Annotated in this window: 14 protein-coding genes; 4 read left to right on the plus strand and 10 right to left on the minus strand. The window is 64.5% G+C overall.

Going from position 1 to position 19,707, the window contains the following annotated elements; all coding sequences use genetic code 11:
* Positions 1 to 80 precede the first annotated feature (80 nt).
* The 8 genes from radC to mce form a co-directional block, all read right to left on the minus strand.
* Positions 81 to 809: a RadC family protein gene (radC, locus tag K1X11_RS01535; RefSeq protein WP_221028897.1), complete on the minus strand. Its 729-nt coding sequence runs from the start codon at positions 807 to 809 to the stop codon at positions 81 to 83.
* Positions 810 to 922: 113 nt separating this feature from the next.
* Positions 923 to 4,330 (minus strand): DUF7133 domain-containing protein, encoded by a 3,408-nt coding sequence (locus K1X11_RS01540; protein ID WP_221028896.1) that lies wholly within the window; start codon positions 4,328 to 4,330, stop codon positions 923 to 925.
* 163 nt (positions 4,331 to 4,493) lie between these two features.
* Positions 4,494 to 5,369, minus strand: a complete 876-nt coding sequence (locus tag K1X11_RS01545) for a hydroxypyruvate isomerase family protein (RefSeq protein ID WP_221028895.1) — start codon at positions 5,367 to 5,369, stop codon at positions 4,494 to 4,496.
* 125 nt (positions 5,370 to 5,494) lie between these two features.
* Positions 5,495 to 6,730 carry a sodium ion-translocating decarboxylase subunit beta gene (locus K1X11_RS01550; protein ID WP_221028894.1) on the minus strand — a complete coding sequence of 412 codons (1,236 nt, stop codon included), beginning with the start codon at positions 6,728 to 6,730 and terminating at the stop codon, positions 5,495 to 5,497.
* A gap of 15 nt (positions 6,731 to 6,745) precedes the next feature.
* Entirely contained in the window at positions 6,746 to 7,126 is a 381-nt protein-coding gene (locus K1X11_RS01555) for an OadG family protein (protein ID WP_221028893.1), read from the minus strand.
* A 22-nt stretch (positions 7,127 to 7,148) separates the two neighbouring features.
* On the minus strand, positions 7,149 to 7,535 hold the full coding sequence (locus K1X11_RS01560; protein WP_221028892.1) for a biotin/lipoyl-containing protein: 387 nt from the start codon (positions 7,533 to 7,535) through the stop codon (positions 7,149 to 7,151).
* 62 nt (positions 7,536 to 7,597) lie between these two features.
* A complete protein-coding gene (locus tag K1X11_RS01565) occupies positions 7,598 to 9,151 on the minus strand; it encodes an acyl-CoA carboxylase subunit beta (RefSeq protein ID WP_221028891.1) in 1,554 nt (517 codons plus the stop codon).
* Positions 9,152 to 9,196: 45 nt separating this feature from the next.
* Positions 9,197 to 9,601, minus strand: a complete 405-nt coding sequence (gene mce / locus K1X11_RS01570) for a methylmalonyl-CoA epimerase (protein WP_221028890.1) — start codon at positions 9,599 to 9,601, stop codon at positions 9,197 to 9,199.
* Between the two features lie 195 nt (positions 9,602 to 9,796).
* On the opposite strand from mce, the gene K1X11_RS01575 reads away from it, so the two are divergent.
* From K1X11_RS01575 to K1X11_RS01590, 4 genes are all read left to right on the plus strand, one after another.
* A complete protein-coding gene (locus K1X11_RS01575; RefSeq protein WP_221028889.1) occupies positions 9,797 to 11,827 on the plus strand; it encodes a methylmalonyl-CoA mutase family protein in 2,031 nt (676 codons plus the stop codon).
* 13 nt (positions 11,828 to 11,840) lie between these two features.
* Positions 11,841 to 13,991, plus strand: a complete 2,151-nt coding sequence (gene scpA, locus K1X11_RS01580; protein ID WP_221028888.1) for a methylmalonyl-CoA mutase — start codon at positions 11,841 to 11,843, stop codon at positions 13,989 to 13,991.
* Between the two features lie 171 nt (positions 13,992 to 14,162).
* On the plus strand, positions 14,163 to 15,359 hold the full coding sequence (gene meaB, locus K1X11_RS01585; RefSeq protein ID WP_221028887.1) for a methylmalonyl Co-A mutase-associated GTPase MeaB: 1,197 nt from the start codon (positions 14,163 to 14,165) through the stop codon (positions 15,357 to 15,359).
* A gap of 163 nt (positions 15,360 to 15,522) precedes the next feature.
* The gene (locus K1X11_RS01590) at positions 15,523 to 16,845 is read left to right on the plus strand and encodes a hypothetical protein (RefSeq protein ID WP_221028886.1); all 1,323 of its coding nucleotides are present in this window, start codon (positions 15,523 to 15,525) and stop codon (positions 16,843 to 16,845) included.
* A 3-nt stretch (positions 16,846 to 16,848) separates the two neighbouring features.
* Here K1X11_RS01590 and K1X11_RS01595 read toward each other — a convergent pair whose 3' ends face one another.
* Positions 16,849 to 17,919 (minus strand): creatininase, encoded by a 1,071-nt coding sequence (locus K1X11_RS01595; protein ID WP_221028885.1) that lies wholly within the window; start codon positions 17,917 to 17,919, stop codon positions 16,849 to 16,851.
* Between the two features lie 146 nt (positions 17,920 to 18,065).
* Positions 18,066 to 19,655 carry a GTP cyclohydrolase II gene (locus K1X11_RS01600; protein ID WP_221028884.1) on the minus strand — a complete coding sequence of 530 codons (1,590 nt, stop codon included), beginning with the start codon at positions 19,653 to 19,655 and terminating at the stop codon, positions 18,066 to 18,068.
* Between the last annotated feature and the right edge of the window lie 52 nt (positions 19,656 to 19,707).

Consider the following 19,707-nt stretch of genomic DNA (forward strand, 5'->3'; position numbering starts at 1 on the left):
CTGGGACCGAGAGGCAACGTTAGCGCGAGCAAGCTCGCTGCCTACATGGCTCGGTTTGGAGCACGTTATTTAGGCCGTTGCTACAGCACTCCGGCGTCGCGGAAGCTGTAGAAACCCAACCCGATTGGGTCGGCGGCGGGCGTGCCGACGACGACGTGGTCGAGCAGATCGATTTCCACGATGTTGGCGGCTTCACGGAGCTGGCGGGTGATGCGCACGTCGGCGGCACTCGGGGCGGGGTCACCGCTGGGATGGTTGTGCACGCAGACGACGGCCGAGGCGGCTTCCTTGATGGCGGCGCGGAAAACTTCGCGGGGATGCACGAGCGTGGCGGTCGCGGTGCCCGAGGTGACTTCGATTTTGCGCAGGAGGCGGTTTTTACGGTTCAGGCACAGGACCCAGAACTTCTCCACGGCGAGGCCCAGCGTGTGGGGGCGGCAGTAATTGGCGATTTCGGCCGGAGTGGTGAGCTGTGGCGTGGTGCTGCCGCTGGCGGCAAGCACGCGGCGGGCGAGCTCCATGACTGTGACCAATTGCAGTGCCTTCACCTTGCCGATGCCGCGTAGGCGCAGAAAATCGTTTTGCGTCCAAGAGAGCAGGTCTGAGAGCGAGCCGGCGGTGGCGAGCAGCTTGTCGGCGACGGCGAGGACGTCGTGTCCCTGCGTGCCGCTGCGCAGGAGCATGGCGAGCAACTCGGAGTCGCTGAGGGCGGTTGGTCCCGAGCGTTGCAGGCGTTCCTGGGGGCGTTCGGTCACCGCCATGTCGCGCAGGCGAGAGTAAGGGAGGGTATCGGCGGTCGTGGCGTTCATGGAGTTGGTTACCCCTGAAACGGAGAATTGGGTGTCATTCTTTCAGCAAAATGCCCGCACGGTTGATCGTGCGGGCATTAGAGTGGTGGCGGTCGGACGACCGGACGGGTGGCCTATTCCTCGATTTCGCCGTGCACGGCGCGGGCGGGGCCTTCGCCTTCGCCGGTTTCCTCGCGCGGCTTGAGGTTGCGCATGAAGGCCATGAGGTCGCGCAGTTCGTCGCGTTGGAGGATCATGCCGAAGATGGGCGGCATGCTGGACGGAGCGGCGCTACGGGCCTCCACGTTGGCCGGGTCGATGACGTAGGTCTCGGCGGCGGCGTCGATGACCACGATGCGCTCGGCGGTTTCCTCCTGAATGATGCCCGCGGTGTAGCCGCCGCCTTTGAGTGAGAAGGCCACGACGTCGAAGCCGGGGGCAATGGCGGCGTTGGGATCGATGATGGACTCGAGGATGTATTCGGTGCTCTGACGGTCGGCGATTTCGGAGAGGTCAGGACCGGCTTCGCCGCCTTCGCCGTTGACCTTGTGGCAGCGGGTGCAGGCCAGCACGGGATGCTCATTAAACAATCGCCAGCCCGCGCGAGGGTCACCACCGGCAAGGGCTCCGCGGAAGGGAGCGAGTTTGTCCCCGGCGGTGTCCCAATGGGCTTTGAGGTCGCCGACGGCGGCCTGCACGGCGGGGGCGTCGGAGGCCTCGGCGGCGTCGAGTAGTTCAAATTGGGCGAGGTAGGGAAGCTCGCCAGCTTGCAGGCGTTTGAGCCCGGCGAGGAGCAGGTCGGCGGCGGCCGGGTCGGCGAGATCGGCGATGGCGGTGAAGGCGGCCTGTTGTTCGCGCGCGGTGCCGGCTGAGGACATCGTCCGCAGGACCGGTAGGGCTTCGGGGGGAGAGAGGCGCGCGAGGATGGGCAAGGTCGCCATGCGCAGCTCGGGGGCGTCGGAGGCGCCGGCGATGGCGACGCTGGCTTGGATCTGATCGTCGCCCAGTTCGTCGAGGAGCGTCAGGGCGTCGGCGCGCACTTCGCCGGCGACCGAGGCGTTGGCCACGAGCTCGCGCAGGTTGGGCAGGGCGGTTTTCAGCTCGAGGGTGCGGATGGCGTCGAGGGTGGCTTGCTTGACGCTGGGTTCCGCGGCAGCGAGCAGCGTCGGAAGCTGTTGTTGGAGGGCGGCCAACGTGGGCGCGGGATCGCGCGACGGGAGCGGACGGTAAACGCCGGCGATGCGATCACGGTGGAAGGGCTCGGGCGTGGCGGCGAGTTGGTAGAGTGCCTCTTCGCGGAGGTCGGCGGGCACATCGGCGCGGGCCGCGTAGGCGGCGAGGGCGACGCTGTCTGCGGGGCGACCGAGGCGGTGGCGGGCGTTGAGGATGCGAAGCTGCAGGGCTTCGTCGTCGAGATCGCGTTCCCCGAGCAAGGCGGCGAGGGCGGGCAACGCCTCGGGGATGGGCGCGTCGTTGATGGCGATGGCGGCTTCGCGCGCGAGGTAGGGATCGGTGTCGTCGAGGAAACCGGCGATACGCGGATCCTGCAGGCGGCGGTAGACGAGGATCACCCCGAGGCGCACGGCGGCGGAAGGGTCGCTCTCGGCGGCGGTCAGGGCGTCGTGGTTGTGCAGTTTTTCCAAGGCATACACGGCGGCGTGGCGCACGTAGGCGTCGGCGTTGTCATTGCGGCGAAGGAGGTCGATGAGCGCGGGGGAGACGTCGGCGTTGCCGAGTTTGCCGAGGGATTGGGCGGCGAAGAACTGCACGCGCGGAGACGCGTCTTCAAGGAGGGCGGTCAGGGTGCGCTCGTGCTCGGTGAGGCGGTGGTCGCCGGCGAGTTTGGCGGCTTGGGCGCGGACTTCCGGGTGGGCGTCGCCGAGCAGGAAGCCGAGACGGGCAAGGGCGTTGTCGTGGTCGGCCTGGAGCATGCCGAGACCCCAAAGGGCGTGGAGGCGGGCGAAGAGATTGGCGCCATCGTGGGCGGCGATTTCGGCGAGGGCGGTGATGTGGGCCGGTCCGCGGGCGACAAATTCAAACTGGGCTTCGGTGCGCACACGTTGATCGGGGTGGGCGAGGAGGTCGGCGAGGCGGGTCGTATTGGCGGATTTGATACCGCCGCGCAGCAGCACCTCGACCTCGTCGCGTTGGGTGCGGTCCGCGGCGGAGAGTTCGCGCGGCGCGAGCGAATAGACGCGGCCCATGTTGGACTTGGGCCAGCCGACGACCCAATCGACAAAGTAGAACTTGCTGTCGGGGCCGAAGGTGACGTCGGTCGGGAGCATGCCCCAGACGAAGGGCTCGCTGGCGGTCACGTCGTAGGTCGCGCCTTGAGGCACCACTTTGTAGGACTGCACACCCGAGCGGGCAATGGAGCCCTTGAAGTGGGTGATGAAGAGGGTCTGGTCGTAGGCGGGGCTGAGGCCGGTGCCGGGGTAATAGACGATGCCGGAGGGGCCGTCCTCGATGTTGGCCATGGGCGGCAGGAGATAGGCCGGGCGCCCCGGGAAGTCGGGTTTCCAGAGGTCCTCGCTCATCCACGGGCCGGCGCGGCCGCGGGGGGCGAATTGGTAACCGACGCTCCAACCGGAGTCGCCGCCTTCTACGACGTGCACGAGGCGTTCGAGGTCGCCGTTGTCGCAGTCGTTGTCGCCGGTGAGGAGGTCGCCGTATTCGTTGAAGGCGAGTTCCTGCGGATTGCGCAGGCCCCAGGCGACGAGTTCGAAGTCGGAGCCATCGGGGTTGCAGCGAAAGACCGCGCCTTGGTCCAGGAGTTTGACGTGGGTGTCGTCGACGGCGGAGGTGGCGTTGGTGGAGCGGTCGCCGATGGAGAAGTAGAGTTTGCCGTCGGGCCCGAAGATGAGGCCGTGCAGGTCGTGGCCGGTGTAGCCGAAACGCACGCCGAACCCGCGAATGAGCTCGTGGCGCGCGGTGGCGGTGGTGCCAGCGGCGTCGGTGTCGAACTGCCAGAGGCTGGGGATGTTGGTGAACCAGACCTTACCGTCGCGGGCGAGCACGCCGGAGGCGATACCATCGAGTTTGGAGTTGAAGCCGTCGGCAAAGACCTTGGAGGAGTCGGCCACGCCATCGCCATCGGTGTCCTCGACGAGGCGCACGACTTCGGTCTCAATGGCGAGGTCGGAGGCCTGTCCGCCGAAGACGTTGTCGATGAGTTTGGTGCGGTCTTCGATGGTCTCGGCGGCGAGTTCGTGTTCGAGGATCGGCATGTAGCCGCGGATATCGAGCACGCTACTGCGGTAGCGATGGGTCTCGGAGACGAAGAGGCGGCCTTGTTCGTCGAAATCGAAGGCGACGGGGTTGGAGAGCATGGGCTCGGCGGCCCAGAGTTTGATCTCAAAGGCGTCGTCGGTGCGGAAGTTGGCGATGGCACGCTCGGCGTCGAGGGAAGCGGGCGTCAGCACCGGCTCAGGCAACCGGGTCTCGGCGGGGTCGAGTTCGAGCTCGGGATAGGGCGGCAGGGCAGCGACGGCGATCGCGGTGCAAGCCACGCCGACAAGGGGTAAGGGGAGGCGGTAGTTCACGGGCAAGAAGGGCAAGGGGACGGCAAACGGAGCCGGAGACAAGGCCGGTTCGGCAATTCACCCCAGCGAAAAGCAGCCGAGGTGGCTTAATGATAAATGCGTCGAGTGGCCGGATCCGAGGTTCCGGCCGGCCGGCGGTGTGGGGGGGGGAGGCGAGGCCGACTCAGACGGTGCAGAGCTTGATGGCGCGGGCGAGCGGAGCGATCGGATCGGCCTCGGTGGGCACAAACTCCTGGCCTACGTAGCCGGTGTAACCGCTCTCTGCGATGGCCCGCATCACGGCCGGGTAGTGGATCTCTTGGAAGGCGCCATCGAGCTCATGGCGCCCCGGGTTGCCTCCGGTGTGGTAGTGAGCGATCCATTGGCCGTGATCCCGGATGGTGCGGATGAGGTCACCCTCCATGATCTGCATGTGGTAGATGTCGTAGAGTAGCTTGAAGTGCTCGGAGCCGACCTTTTCGCAGAGCTGCACACCCCACGGGGTGGTGTCACATTGGTAGTCGATGTGGTTCACCTTGGAGTTGAGCAACTCCATGCAAAGCGTGACGCCGTGCTGGCGGGCGATGGGTTCGATAAGGGCGAGACCCTCGGCGCAGATTTCAAGGCCCTCGGCGGCGGAGAGACCGCGACGATTGCCGGAGAACACGATCATGTTGCGCTGGCCGGCGTCGGCCATGGCCGGGATTTTTTCGGCCATAAAGGCGCGGATGGCCTCGTGGTTGGCGCGATCATTGAGACCGTTGGTGATGCCGCCAGGGACGCCCCAAACCATTGCGCAATCGAGTCCGCGAGCGGCGAGAATCGGTAGCTCTTCCACGGATACGAGTTCGACGGAGTGGAGGCCGGCGTCCTTGCCGCGGTCGCACAGTTCTTCCAGCGACAGGTCCTTGTAGCACCAGCGGCAGGCGGAGTGCTTGTAGCGTCCTTTGGGCTCGTCGGGCAGGTCGTGGGCGAGGGCGCGCGTGCCGGTGAGGGCAGCGGAGGCGGCGGCGAGGGCTGAGCCGGTGGCAAGGTTTTTCAAGGCGGAGCGGCGGGTCATGGGGCTGGGGTAGTGCACGGCCGGACGTTGCTCAGGCCATCGGGCCGAGGCCAGTAAGAAACAAGGCGCACCCGGATAGGGTGCGCCTTGGAAGGTGTTTTCGGATCGGCGAGAGGTTGGCCGAATCAGCTACCGGACAAGGTCGAGATGAGGAAGCCGGCGGCGACCGCGGTGCCGATGACGCCAGCGACGTTGGGTCCCATGGCGTGCATCATCAGGTAGTTGCCCGGATCGGCGCGTTGACCTTCCACGTGGGAGACGCGGGCGGCCATGGGCACGGCGGACACACCGGCGGAACCGATGAGCGGGTTGATCGGGGTCTTGCTGACCATGTTCATCAGCTTGGCCATCAACACGCCGGTGGCGGTCGAGACACAGAAGGCGATGACGCCGAGCACGATGATCTTCAGGGTCGCCGGAGCGAGGAAGCTGTCGGCTCGCATGGTGATACCGACGCTGGTGCCGAGGAAGATCGTCAGCACGTTGATGATCTCGTTCTGGGCGGCCTTCACGAGGCGCTCGGTCACACCGGACTCACGCAGGAAGTTGCCGAGCATGAGCATACCGATGAGAGCGGTGGCATCGGGCACCAGCAGCACGCAGATGACCATCACCCCCATGGCGAAGACGAGTTTCTCGAGCTTTGAGACCTTGCGCAGCGACTTCATGCGGATCTTGCGTTCCTTCTCGGTGGTGAGGAGGCGCATGATTGGTGGCTGGATGAGTGGCACCAGTGACATGTAGCTGTAAGCGGCCACGGCGATCGCTCCGAGCAGCTCGGGGGCGAGCTTGTTGGAGAGGAAGATCGCGGTCGGTCCATCGGCGCCGCCGATGATGCCGATCGAAGCCGCCTGCGCCGGCGAGAAGCCGAGCAGGAACGAGCTGAAGAAGGTGAGGAAGACACCGGCCTGGGCCGCAGCGCCGAGCAGCAAGGTGCGCGGCATGGCGATGAGCGGTCCGAAGTCGGTGAGCGCACCGACGCCGAGGAAGATCAACGGCGGGATGAGCTCGAGTTTGATGCCTTGGGAGATGAAGTCGTAGAGACCACCTTCCATCTTGGTGACGTGCAGCGTCTGGGTGACGGTGCCGTCGGCAGCAGGTTCTCCGGCCACAGCCTCACCGTGCTGTTCCACCCGTGCTTCCAGACGGAAGGTGGCGGGATCGACCGGGTCGATCATGCCACGGGTGGGCAGGTTGGCGAGGACGGCGCCAAAGGCGATGGGCACCAAGAGCAAGGGTTCAAAACCCTTGGCTACAGCCAAATAGAGCAGGACTGCGGCGATGCCCCACATGATGAGCATGCCCACGGAGACCTGGCTGAATCCAGTGGTGCTGAAGAAGTCGATGAGGTTTTGCAGCATGGTAGTGCTTTCTCGTTAGCGCACGCGGTGGGAGGAGAAGTGATCGCGCCGACCCTCGGCAGCCCAGTTGGTCGAGCCTTCGATGGCCTTGATGGAGGCGATCCGGTGGGGACGTCCCTTCAAGGTCACGTGGATGGCTGCGGTGATGGCTGCGAGGAGTTCAGGCGTGGGGCCGGAAGCCGCGACCGGAGCCGCCGCTGCCGGAGCTGCAGCAGGAGCTGCGGCCGGAGCGGGGGTGGTCGGTCGATTGCGGAATATGCGGCCCAGCACCTCCAAAAACACCCAAATCGCGATGAGTGCGGAGAACACAACCACCAAGCCAGTGACTTGAAACTCCACCAAATCGGTGACGGTTGGGTTCTCGGACAGGTTGGCGAGGGGGAGTGTGGTGAGCATGGTGCGAATGTTGGCTGAAGATTTAGCCGAGTTGCAGAATGACGGCACCCTCTTCGACGCCGTCGCCCGGAGCGACCGCCACGGAAGAGACGGTGCCGGCTTGTTCGGCGTAAATGAAGGTATTCATCTTCATCGCTTCGACGGTCGCCACTTGGGCACCGGCTTCGATGGTGTCGCCGACTTTGACGTCGACGGACACGATCTTACCGGCCAGCGGGCTCACGATGGCACCGGCACCGGCGGCCACGGGGGCGGGAGCCGGACGCGGAGCGGCGGGAGCCGGGGCGGCGACAGGCGGCGTCGCAGCCGGAAGAGGAGCCGCGGCGGAAGCAACGGCCGGAGTCTCGTCGAGGGTCTCGACGACGACGTCATACGATTTTCCGTCTACGGTGACGCGAAGTTTTTTCATAGCGATTTATCAGCGGGAAGGGTTCGGTAAGGATTTGGTGGTGATGCGGTCAGGCCGGGCCATTAGAGCGGGATGTTACCGTGCTTCTTCGGCGGGCGGGTCTCACGCTTGGAGAGCGTGTTGCGCAGGGCCATGGCGACGATGCCGCGGGTCTGGGAGGGTTCGATGATGTCGGTGATCATGCCCTTGGCCGCGGCGCGGTAGGGAGAGGCGAACTTGTCGCGGTAGTCGGCGGCAAATTCGGCGGAGGCCTTGGCGGGATCCTCGGCGGCGTCGATTTCGCGCTTGTAGAGAATCTTCACGGCACCTTCGGCACCCATGACGGCGATCTCAGCGGTCGGCCAGGCGAAGACCATGTCGGCACCCATGTCGGCACTGCACATGGCGAGGTAGGCACCGCCGTAGGCTTTGCGCATGATGACGGTGATCTTCGGCACGGTGGAGGCCGCGTAGGCGAAGAGCATCTTGGCGCCGTGGCGGATGATGCCGCCGCGCTCCTGGGCAACGCCGGGCAGGAAGCCGGGGACGTCGACGAGGGTGACGATCGGAATGTTGAAGATGTTGCAGAAGCGGATGAAGCGCGCGGATTTGTCCGAGGCGTCGATGTCCAGGGTGCCGGCCTTGACGTTCGGCTGGTTGGCGACGATGCCCGTCACGATTCCTTGGATACGGCAGAAGCCGACGACGATGTTCTTGGCGAAGAATTCCTGCACCTCGAGGAAGTCGCCGTCGTCAACGAGGCGATGGATCACCTTCTTGACGTCGAGGGGGGACTTCGGGTCGGCCGGGAGAATGTCGTTCATCTCGTGGTCGGGATTGAGCACGAGATTGGGCGGCGGACGGTGGGGCGGATCACCGACGTTGTTGGACGGCAGGAAGGAGAGGAGTTTCTTCGCGATCTGCAGGGCGTGCTGCTCGTCGTTGGCGATGAAGTGCACGTTGCCGGAGATGGCGGCGTGCGCATCGGCGGAGCCGATCTCTTCCATCGTGGTGGTCTGACCGGTGGATGCCTTGATGACCTCGGGACCGCAGATGAACATCTGGGCGTTCTTGCGGGTCATGATGAGGAAGTCGGTCAGGGCGGGGGAGTAGGCCGCACCACCGGCGCAGGGGCCGGCGATGATGGAGACCTGCGGAACCACGCCGGAGAGCAGCACGTTCTTGAAGAACACCTGGCCGTAGCCGGAGAGGGAATCCTCACCCTCCTGAATGCGGGCGCCACCGGAGTCGTTGATGCCGAGAACCGGCATGCCGGCCTGACCGGCATATTCCATGATGTCGCAGATCTTCTTGGCGTGAATGCGACCGAGGGCGCCACCACCGACGGTGAAGTCCTGGCTGAAGGCGGCGACCGGACGGCCGTCGACGTAACCGACGCCGGTGACGACACCATCACCAGGCATGGACTTCTTTTCCATGCCGAACTGGTTGCAGGTGTGCTGCGCGAGCTGGCCAAACTCCATGAAGGTGCCCGGCTCGAAGAGGGCCGCGAGGCGCTCACGGGCGGTGAGCAGGCCTTTTTCGTGCCGCTTGGCGATTCGGGCTTCGCCGCCACCGAGTTCGGCGACTTGGCGAGCCTCCTCGAGGCGTTTGAGGTGTTCGGGTGCGATAGGCATCGGAGTGAAGGGGAAATGAAACGTGAAGGTGGAGGCGGACCGGACTTATTCCTTGGGCGCGCAGAATTCGGTGAGCACACCGTGGGTCGACTTCGGGTGCAGGAAGGCGACCATCTTGTTGGCGGCACCCTCGAAGGGGGTCTCGTGGATCAAGCGCACACCGGCATCGGCCGCGCCCTTGAGCTGGGCCTCGATGCCATCGGTGGCGAAAGCGACGTGGTGGATGCCCTCGCCGTTTTTCTCCAGAAACTTGGCAATGGGGCTGTCGTCGGCCGTGGGCTCGAGCAGCTCCAAGTGGACCTCGCCGCAATGGAAGAAGGCGGTGCGCACTTTTTGCGACGCCACCTCTTCGGTGTGTTCGCACTTAAGGCCGAGCGCCTTTTCGTAGTAAGCAATGGCGGTATCTAGGTTTTTAACCGCGATGCCGAGGTGATCGATTCGAGTAATCATGGCTCCTTGTCTGAGTTGTGCGGAGCAGATCATGCCGCAGATTTTGAGGGGTGGCTCGGCATGGATTGCGTTTGGGTGGGCATGGTTTGCGCAATGCCCCCGGTGATTGCGGTGGGAACGGGTATGCTTTGGCAAAATGTGCGCAGTCGTATGGGCCCGGGCGCGATAACATCATCCCGCAACGTCCGAACAACCATGGACCAAAATAACAGCCCAAAGAATTCTCCAGAGGAACCCTTGGCCGAAGCGCTCGCCGCGTGGCGTGCGCAGGTCGAACGAGACTTGAAGGGAGCACCGTTTGAAAAACGGCTGATCACTCGCACCCCGGAAGGTATTTCTCTCAATCCGCTCTATACGCGCGCTGACCTGCCGGCCGGTTTCTCGGCCGAGGAAGCGCCCGGAACCGGCTCTCGGGTGCGTGGCACTCGCGCGCCCGGCGACACGAAAGTCTGTCGCCGGCTGCAGGCGATCAATCGCGCCGATGCCGATGGCTTCAACACCGCCTTGCGGGCGGCCCTCATGGCCGGCCAGGACGCGGTGGTGGTGCCGGGAGCCGACCTGGCCGCTCAAGGCGGCTGGGCTCCGGCCAAGCTCGAGGAGCTCACGCAGGCCCTGCGCGAGGTCGAGCTCACCGCCGTGCCGGTGCATTTCCCGGTCGGCGCCAGTGCGCTGCCGGCCATCGCGATGCTGGTCGCTTACGCCGAAGAGCGTGGCCTGAGCCTCGAAACCCTTTGCGGCAGCGTGGCGGCCGATCCGATCGCCGCCGCTGTGCGCGAAGGCGCGATGCCGGCCGATATGTCCCCGGTGTGGGATGATGTCGCCAGCAGCGTCAACTGGTCCGCCGAGAAGGCTCCGGGACTGCGCACCGTCGCGGTCGACGCTTCGGTTTGGTCCGACGCCGGCGCCAATGCCGTGCAGGAGCTCGGTCTCGCCCTCGCGGCGATCGCGGAAAACGTCCGCGGTCTCGAAGGCAAGGACGTCGCGCTCGAGAAGCTCGCCGCCGCCACGCTGGTGCGTTTCGGCATCGGACCGCGCTTCTTCATGGAGCTCGCCAAGTTCCGCGCCTGGCGCGTGGTGCTGGCCAAGCTGATGGTCGCGCTCGACGGTGATGCCGCCGACGCCGCCGCGGTCGAAGTCGTCGCCCAGACCGGGCGTTGGAACAAGACCCGCCTCGACACGCATGTGAATATGCTGCGCACCACCACCGAAGGCCTCTCCGCCATGCTCGGCGGGGTCGACGGCCTGAGTATCGAAGCTTTCGATACGGTGACCGGCGCCAACAGCGCGGTGGGTGAGCGTATCGCCCGCAACCTGCACGTCCTGCTGAGCGAAGAGTTCGGCTTCAGCGTGCCGGCCGACGCCGCCGGTGGTTCCTGGTATGTGGAAAACACCACCGACCAACTCGCCCGCAAGGCCTGGGCCTTCTTCCAGGAGGTCGAGAAGCAGGGCGGTCTCGTGGCCGCGCTGAAGGCCGGTTGGGTGCAGACCCAGCTCGCCGGCACGGCCAAGGGCCGCGACCGCGACTACGCCGTGCGCCGCAGTGGTCTCATCGGCACGAACCTCTTCCCGAATGCCAAGGACGTCATCAAAGACGCCGCCGCTGCTCCGGCTGCGGTCTCGGCCTTCATCGCCGCCGACACCAGCATCGCCTGGTCCAACCGCCTCAGCAACGCGGTCGACGCCCTGCGCGCCGGTAACGCCGTCGCGACGGTGGTCGGCGACACGCCGATGGCGACCGAGCCGCTCACCGAGCTGCCGGTTTACAAGGCCGCCGCGCCGTTCGAGGCCATGCGTCTCGCCGCCGCGGATCTCGCCACCAAGCGTGGTCAGGCCCCCACGGTGTTCTTCGCCAAGATGGGCCCGGTAAAGCAGCACAAGCCGCGCGCCGATTTCTCGGCCGGTTTCCTCTCCGTCGGTGGATTTGCGCTCAACTCGAAAGCCGCCTTCGCGACGGCCGAAGAGGCTGCGGCAGCCGCCCTCGAAAGTGGGGCCGACGCGCTCGTGATCTGCTCGACCGATGATACCTACCCGGACCTCGTCCCGCCGCTCTGCGCGGCCGTGAAGGCCGCCAAGCCCGACATGCAAATCGTGCTGGCCGGTCTCCCGCGTGACGAAGCCGTGCAAAAGCAGTTCACCGACGCCGGGGTGGATGAGTTCATCCACGTGCGGGCCGACGTGCCTGCCACCCTGAGCCGCATGCTCAATCGTATCGGAGCCAACCTCTAAAGACCTTGCCGAAATGAAAGACCTCTCTCAAACGGACTACGACGCCATTGCAGTCGATACCGAAGCGGCCGAACGCCCCGAAGCGAAGACCGTCGGTGAGACCTACGAGCAGATTCCGCTGAAGAATCTCTACACCGCGGCGGACCTTCCCGCCAACGAAACGCTCGACACCATGCCGGGCATCGCGCCCTTCACGCGCGGTCCCTACGCGTCGATGTATGTGATGCGCCCCTGGACGGTGCGCCAATACGCCGGCTTCTCCACCGCGGAGGAGTCCAACGCGTTCTACAAGCGCAACCTCGCCGCCGGTCAGGCGGGTCTCTCGGTCGCCTTCGACCTCGCGACTCACCGTGGCTACGACAGCGACCACCCGCGCGTGGTTGGTGACGTGGGCAAGGCCGGTGTCGCGATCGACTCGATCGCCGACATGCAGACGCTGTTTGCCGACATCCCCTTGGACAAGGTGTCCGTCTCCATGACCATGAACGGCGCCGTGCTGCCGGTGATGGCCTTCTACATCTCGGCCGCACTCGAGCAGGGCTGCGACCTGAAGGACCTCTCGGGCACGATCCAGAACGACATCCTCAAGGAGTTCATGGTGCGGAACACTTACATCTATCCGCCCACGCCCTCGATGCGCATCATCGGCGACATTTTCCGCTACACCTCGGAAAACATGCCGAAGTTCAACAGCATCTCGATCTCCGGCTACCACATGCAGGAAGCGGGTGCCACCGCCGACCTCGAGCTCGCCTACACGCTGGCCGACGGTCTCGAATACCTCCGCACGGGTGTGGCCGCGGGCCTGAGTGTCGACGCCTTCGCGCCGCGCCTCTCGTTCTTCTGGGCCATCGGTAAGAACTACTTCATGGAAGTCGCCAAGATGCGCGCCGCGCGCACGCTCTGGGCGGAAATCGTGGACCAGTTCGAACCCAAGAACCCGAAGTCCCGCGCCCTGCGCACGCACTCGCAGACTTCCGGTTGGTCGCTCACCGAGCAGGACCCGTTCAACAACGTGGCCCGCACCTGCCTCGAGGCGCTCGCCGCCGCCTGCGGTCACACGCAGAGTCTGCACACCAACGCCCTCGACGAAGCCATCGCGCTGCCGACGGACTTCTCGGCCCGCATCGCCCGCAACACCCAGCTGCACCTGCAGCAGGAAACCGGCGTGTGCGAAGTGGTCGATCCGTGGGGCGGCAGCTACTATCTCGAGTCGCTCACCAACGAACTCATCAAGAAGGCCCGCGAGCATCTCGCCGAGGTCGACAAGATGGGCGGCATGACCAAGGCCATCGAGGCCGGCATCCCGAAGCTCCGCATCGAGGAAGCCGCCGCGCGTCGCCAGGCCAAGATCGACTCCGGCAAGGAGATCGTGGTGGGCCTCAACGCCAACCGTCTCGAACACGAAGACCCGCTCGACATTCTCGAAGTCGACAACACTGCGGTGCGCCTCGCGCAGATCGAACGCCTCAAGCAACTCCGCGGCGAGCGCGACGAGACCGCTTGCCAGGCTGCGCTGTCGGCTCTGACCGACGCCGCCAAGAACGAGACCGGCAACCTGCTCGAACTCGCCGTGACCGCCGCGCAAGCCCGCGCGACCCTCGGTGAAATCAGCGATGCGCTCGAAGTCGTTTACGGTCGTTACCAGGCCCAGATCCGCTCCATCTCCGGCGTCTATCGCGCTGAGTTCGGTGAGGATTCCGTCGTGACCCAAGTCCGCGAGAAGGTCGCCAAGTTCGAAGAGGTCGAAGGCCGCAAGCCCCGCCTCCTCGTCGCGAAGCTCGGTCAGGACGGTCACGATCGTGGCGCCAAGGTGGTTGCCACCGCCATGGCCGACCTCGGGTTCGATATCGACATCGGTCCGCTTTTCCAGACCCCCGAAGAAGCCGCCCGTCAGGCGGTGGAGAATGACGTGCACGTGGTCGCGATGAGTTCCCTCGCCGCTGGTCACAAAACCCTGCTGCCGCAGCTGCGTGATGCCCTGGCCGAACTCGGTCGGGACGACATCATGATCGTCTGCGGTGGTGTCATCCCGGCGCAGGATTATCCTTACCTGCTCGAGAATGGCGCCAGTGCGGTGTTCGGCCCGGGCACGGTCATTCCGAAATCGACCCTCAAGGTGCTCGATCTCCTGATCGAGCGCATCGAGCCGGCCGAAGCCTGAAGCGCCATCACCGGGTAATAGCTTCCCGCATCCAACCCTGTAGGGCCGCACTTGGCGTGCGGCCGCGACAGCGCGATCCATTCTCGATTTGAGAAATCGCCATCGCGGCTCGACGCCAGGGCGAGCCCTACATTTGGATTGGGGCAGCTCGGAACGCCGAGAAAGTCAGACATGAGCGACGACGACCATCACCACCATCACCAAGACGAGAGCTGCCCGCCGCCGAAACCGGCTACGGAAAAGAAGCCGCCCGTGCAGCGGCACGACGGCTGTCCGCAACCGCGCCCCGATTGGGTGCCGGAGGACGCCACGGGGGGCTTTGCGACCTGGTTGGTGGAAGGCGTGCGCACGTCGGGCGTGGCGGGCACGGCGCCCAAGCGGCCAGTGCCGCGTCGCCGTCAGCTGAGCGTCAATGACTACGTGGAGGGCGTGCTGGCGCGCAATCCGATGGTGCTCGGTCGCGCGATCACCTTGGCCGAGAGCAATTCACCGGCGCATCGTGCGCTAGCGCAAGAGGTGCTCACCAAACTGCTGCCGCACACTGGCAAATCGCGCCGGGTCGGCATCACCGGTATCCCCGGGGCGGGGAAGAGCACCTTCATTGAATCGCTGGGATTTTCGCTCACGTCCAATGGCCATCGCGTGGCGGTGTTGGCGATCGATCCATCGAGCACGATCCACGGCGGCAGTATTCTGGCCGACAAGGTGCGCATGGAGAAACTGGGCCGTGAGCCCAACGCCTTTATTCGCCCGTCTCCCTCCGGTGGTTCACTCGGCGGGGTCGCCCGCAAGACCCGTGAAGCCATCCTGCTGTGTGAAGCGGCTGGATACGACGTCGTGATCGTGGAAACGGTCGGCGTCGGGCAAAACGAGGTCACGGTGCGCTCGATGGTCGACATGTTCCTCGTGCTCATGATCGCCGGTGCCGGCGACGAAATGCAGGGCATCAAGAAGGGCGTCATCGAGCTGGCGGATTTGTTGGTGATCAACAAAGCCGATGGCGACAACGTGCCGCGCTGCATTGCGGCGCAGGCGGAAATGAAACGGGTGTTGCACTACCTACAGCGGCCCACCGAGGGCTGGGAACCTCCGGCGGTGTTGGCCTCGGCGCTCACCGGCCGCGGTGTCGACGACGTGTGGCGGACCACCGGCGAATTCTTCAAAACCGTCACCTTAACTGGCGGGCTGCAGTCTCGTCGCCGCGCCCAGGCGGTGGAGTGGATGCACTCGCTCATCCTCGAAAGTCTCAAGGAACGTTTCTACGCCCGCGACGACGTGAAAGCACGTTTGTCCGCGATGGAAAACGCCGTCGCCGACGGCCGCCTCCCCCCGCTCGCCGCCGCCCTCGACCTGATCGGCAACGGCTGAGGTCCAGACTGCTCCAAGGCTCGGACGCGTCTGAAGAGTATTATGGGCGCGGGGGCGGGATCGCCCGCGCGTCTTTTGATCGTTGAAATGCGACTCGCTTTCGACGCCTGGCACCGTTCGATCGCTTTTTGCGATGCGTCGTGTAGATCCCCCAGCAAATCCTGTGCGCAGGAGCCCGTCCATCCTCCTCCGTCCGGAGCTTGCGATCGGGTGCGTCACGTTGTTGGCGGTCATCCGGTTGGTGGGGTTGATCGATGCCAATGCGGTCGACGTTCTGTATCAGGATCAATGGGATTTGTTGCGTCCGCTCTTCGCCGGCGAGGGGGCTTGGACGTCGTTCACGTGGCAACACGGCCCCCATCGCCAAGGACTCGGTGGGCTGCTGCAATGGTGGCTCTACCCATTGACGGGTTGGAATGTGCGGGCGGAGTCGTGGAGTTGTTTGGCGGTGTTGTTGGCGGCGTCTGCGATCGCGGTGGCGGTTTCCCAACGGCTCACCAAGCGTCTGGGGTGGCCGGCGGTCCTGCTCCCCGTCATTATCCTTAGTCCGGTTTATTGGGAGACGATGCTACTGACTCCGAACATAGCGCACGGTTTGATGCCGCTGCTGCTCGTCATGGTTTTGGCATGGGGGTGGGCTGGAGAGGGGAGTCGGCGCGATGTCGTCGTTTTGGTGTTAGGGGGCTTCTGCGCTCAATTTACCGGCTTTGGTTTCTGCGTTGCGCTCGTCTCGGCGGCACTGGCGACATGGTTTTGTATTTTTCCCTCGGCGGAGGGATGGACCCGGGCGCGCGCGGGTTTCGTCGTCGTAGCTTATTTGGCCACGGTCGCTGTATTCATGGTCGGTTACCGGTGGGATCCGGCGGTGCCGGGATGGCAGTTTCCGGTGGCGGATTGGTGGAACTATCCGCGGTTTGTTGCCCTCATGTTTTCGAGTTTGCTGGGCCTGCGCTCGATGGCCTGGTGGGCGTTGTTACCGGGCGTGGTGGTGGTGGTAATGGTCATCGCGGCACTTGGTCAGGCCTTGATGACGCTGGCCACGCCGAGGGGGCGGGTGGTGGGAGTGCTCGCGGGCACGAGTTTGGTCTTTGCTGCCTTCACGGCGGTGGGCAGGCTCCCGGTGAACATCGAGGCAGCCTTTATGTGGCGATACCTCCCGCTGCTCGCGACGGGCTGCTGTGCGCTCGTGATGGCGTTGGGTTTTCCAGCGCTCCGCGAGCGTCGGCTTCTACCGCAAATCGTGACCGCGATCGTGGTGCTCTTCGCGGTGCGGGTGTGGTTCAACTTCGTCCCGGAGGGCTACGCCGCGGCAATCGCGGAGGCCAAGCGCGAGTGGGTGGCCGCGTATTTGGAAACCCGTGACATGAAAATGGCGAACGAACGCTCGGGCTACTTTGTCATGCGGGCAGACCCTGAGTCGGCCTTGATTCAAAGTCGGTTGGAGTGGTTGGCCGAACGGGAACTTTCCCTCTTTCGCGGTCGCTAACGCTCAGGACCCTGCCGAAACGTCCGGGCAGAAGCCGTAGAGGGCGTCGTCGCGGCCTTTGCCGGGCCAGTTGACTTGGTCGACGCCGAGGTGGCGCATGACGGTGAAGACGAGGTCGTTGAGGGCGGCTTCGAAACCGAAGATCGAGAGCAGGGGCGGGGCGTCGATTTGGACGACGTAGGCGCTGGCGCCGACGCCGCGCAGCATGTCGACGCTGCGCTGCACGAGTTCGGCTTCGCCGGGTCCGTTGCCCTGCAGGATAATCGCGGGTTTCGGGTGCGCGGTCATTTGCTGGAAGGGGCCGTGGGCGAATTGGAGGAAGTCGGAAATCGACGGGCAGTTCCAATATAGGCCTTCCATGAACTTGCAGGCGAGGTTCTGCGAGTAGTCGGAAATGGGCGCGGCGGTGATGAGGTTGAAGCCGTGAGCGAAGGCGCTGGGCAGTTCACACATGGCGTCGCGCAACCGGGCCGGCGCGGTAGCCGCGAGCAGCGGCGCGAGCGTGGCCGAGTCGGGCACCTGGAACCGGGAGCAGGAGAGCTGCGTGGCGAATTGCAGGCAGGCAAGGTAACCGGCGAGCGGACCGACGAAGCGGATGAGCGTGGTGTATTCCTCGGCCAACGGGAATTCGACGAGCTCGCCGCCGGCTTCGAGCAGTTTGCGCAGCAGCTGGGCACGGTCGGGTTTGCCGGCGGCCTCGGCGGCCTCGGGCGTGGTCGCCGTGAAGAGAATGGTGTGGGCGAAGTCCTGGCCGCGCTGGAGTGCGATCTGCGCGTTGGGCGAAACACCTTGGGAGAAGACCACGAGGGTTTTGCCGGCGAAGGTGGAGGCGGGGGCGTCGACGAATCCGGAGAGCGGCAAATAGGCGGCGGCGCGATCGCTGTGCAGGTTCAGCAGCGTGGCGAGGTAGCGCGCGTGGGCCTCGGAGCTGCCGGTGCCGGTGATGATGAATCGCTGACTGGCGAGGGAGGCCGGTTTGAGCGGTTTGGGTCCGGCCGCCAGCATGCCGTCCAGGACGGACGGGATCATGGCTAGACGTTGGGCGAGCAGCTCGTGGCCGTGGGGATCAGACATGGGGAAAAACGCTGAAAATCTAAAAACTGAAACGCTGGAATGGGCTGATACTACTCTCTCTGCTTTCCGTTTTTCCTCCTGTAGGGACGGTGCGCGAGAGTGGCTTGGTTCCCTTCGTTGCCTTCTGTTGAAATTACGGTGCGCGATCAGTCGCGGTGGGCTTCGTCGTCGAGGAAGATCCAGCGTTCGACGTCGAGGTGGTGGCGTTGCAGGGCTTGGGCGTATTCGGTCTTTTTGACCAAGCTGGACGGCGAGTTCATCACCATCTGGATGGTGTTGTTGGGCACGTGCTGTTTGAGCAGCACCATCGAGGCGTCGTAGTCGCGGCTGTCGTAGTGCACGCCGAGTCGTTTGTAGGCCTCCTCACTCGAGAGGGCCTGGCTCGACTGCGTGAGCATGAGGTCGGTGGCGTAAGCACCAAAGCCGGCACCGCGGCCGTCGTTGTAGATGAGTTGGATCACGCCCACGCCGTATTGCACGATGTGTTTGACCGACTGCTTGAGTTTGTCGCGGTTGCCGAGTTGGCGCAGCGGGAAACGGTTGAAGAGCGACTCACTGTGCAGGCGCACCACCGGGATGTCGTAGGAGCGGGCGTTGCCGTGGGTGAGGATGACAAACTCCTGACTGGTCACGATGTCGTAGTAGACGTGCACGCGGAACCAGTAGGGCGTCGTGAGGAGATCCACGATGGGGTCCTCGGGATTGGCCTTTTGAAAAGCTTTGAGGTTTTTGGTGTCGATGGTGACGAAGAAGCGATTGCCCCGGATGAGCTTGTAGTCGCGGATGAGCGGCTGTTCCTCGGCCATGTAGTCCTCGATCTTTTTGTCGGCGAAGATGGTTTTGAACTCCTCGGCATTCAGCAGCACCTCGTCGTCGACCGGCTTCATCGGCAGGAAGTAGCTCGCGGAGTAGATGAAGCGAGTAGCCTCAGGCACGGCGTGGGGTTTGAAGGGCACGACGGGCTCGGGCGGGAGGGCGCGTTTGACGAGGGTTTCGGCCGGACGGTTGAGGATGTGGCCGCTGGCGGCCTTGGACGTCAGGTAGGCAAGGTTGAAGGGCGAGGGTTCAAACTCGAGCGTCTCGGTATCCACGACCTTGATACCTTGGTCGCGGAGGGCGGACACTTTGTCGGGATTGTTGGTGAGGACGATGAACGGTGCCTTGATGCCGAGCAGCAAGCAGATGTCGGAAATGTTGTCGTAGTTGCGGTGGTCCTTCTTGAGGCCCATCGAGGCGTAGGCCTGGAAGGTGGAGAGCTGGTCGAGGGAGGCCTGCACCATCATGCGGTCGCGGGATTTGCCCACGTAGCCGACACCGCGGCCTTCCTGCATGAGGTAGAAGAGGATTCCGTTGCCCTTCTCGGCGATGACCTTGAAGGCGCCTTCGAGCTGCTGCACGCAGTCGCAATCGCAGCCGCGGAGGGTCTCGCTGGTCACGCAGGAGGAGTGCAGGCGAGTGTAGAGCAGCTCGGCATCGGCAATGTCACCATGCGCGAGGGCGATGATGTAGTGCTTGTCGATGATGTCTTGGAAAATGTGGGTGCGGAACGGGCCGAAACGGGTCTCCAGATTGCAGGTCGCGACATAGAGCGTCGTGCCATGCAGCGGGCGGTCCTGGGTGGGCTCGCTGTCGTGGGCGACCGCGCCGAAGGTATGCTGCATCTCCGCAACCAGACGCTGAAACTCGTCGGGAATATTGGCAAAGGTGGCGGTCGGTGCGGTGGTTTCGGTGGACATGATGGAAGAGCTAATATGCTAAAAGTCGGAAAGGCTAAATGTCGGGCTGTTT

Origin of the sequence: Actomonas aquatica, assembly GCF_019679435.2 — a bacterium.
GTDB lineage: Bacteria > Verrucomicrobiota > Verrucomicrobiia > Opitutales > Opitutaceae > Actomonas > Actomonas aquatica.

Excerpts from the sequence above, each read along its gene's own strand:
- radC (WP_221028897.1), bottom strand. The coding sequence starts at position 809 with ATGAACGCCACGACCGCCGATACCCTCCCTTACTCTCGCCTGCGCGAC.
- meaB (WP_221028887.1), top strand. The coding sequence starts at position 14,163 with ATGAGCGACGACGACCATCACCACCATCACCAAGACGAGAGCTGCCCG.
- K1X11_RS01550 (WP_221028894.1), bottom strand. The coding sequence starts at position 6,730 with ATGCTGCAAAACCTCATCGACTTCTTCAGCACCACTGGATTCAGCCAG.
- K1X11_RS01575 (WP_221028889.1), top strand. The coding sequence starts at position 9,797 with ATGGACCAAAATAACAGCCCAAAGAATTCTCCAGAGGAACCCTTGGCC.
- K1X11_RS01560 (WP_221028892.1), bottom strand. The coding sequence starts at position 7,535 with ATGAAAAAACTTCGCGTCACCGTAGACGGAAAATCGTATGACGTCGTC.
- mce (WP_221028890.1), bottom strand. The coding sequence starts at position 9,601 with ATGATTACTCGAATCGATCACCTCGGCATCGCGGTTAAAAACCTAGAT.
- scpA (WP_221028888.1), top strand. The coding sequence starts at position 11,841 with ATGAAAGACCTCTCTCAAACGGACTACGACGCCATTGCAGTCGATACC.
- K1X11_RS01595 (WP_221028885.1), bottom strand. The coding sequence starts at position 17,919 with ATGTCTGATCCCCACGGCCACGAGCTGCTCGCCCAACGTCTAGCCATG.
- K1X11_RS01565 (WP_221028891.1), bottom strand. The coding sequence starts at position 9,151 with ATGCCTATCGCACCCGAACACCTCAAACGCCTCGAGGAGGCTCGCCAA.
- K1X11_RS01555 (WP_221028893.1), bottom strand. The coding sequence starts at position 7,126 with ATGCTCACCACACTCCCCCTCGCCAACCTGTCCGAGAACCCAACCGTC.
- K1X11_RS01545 (WP_221028895.1), bottom strand. The coding sequence starts at position 5,369 with ATGACCCGCCGCTCCGCCTTGAAAAACCTTGCCACCGGCTCAGCCCTC.
- K1X11_RS01600 (WP_221028884.1), bottom strand. The coding sequence starts at position 19,655 with ATGTCCACCGAAACCACCGCACCGACCGCCACCTTTGCCAATATTCCC.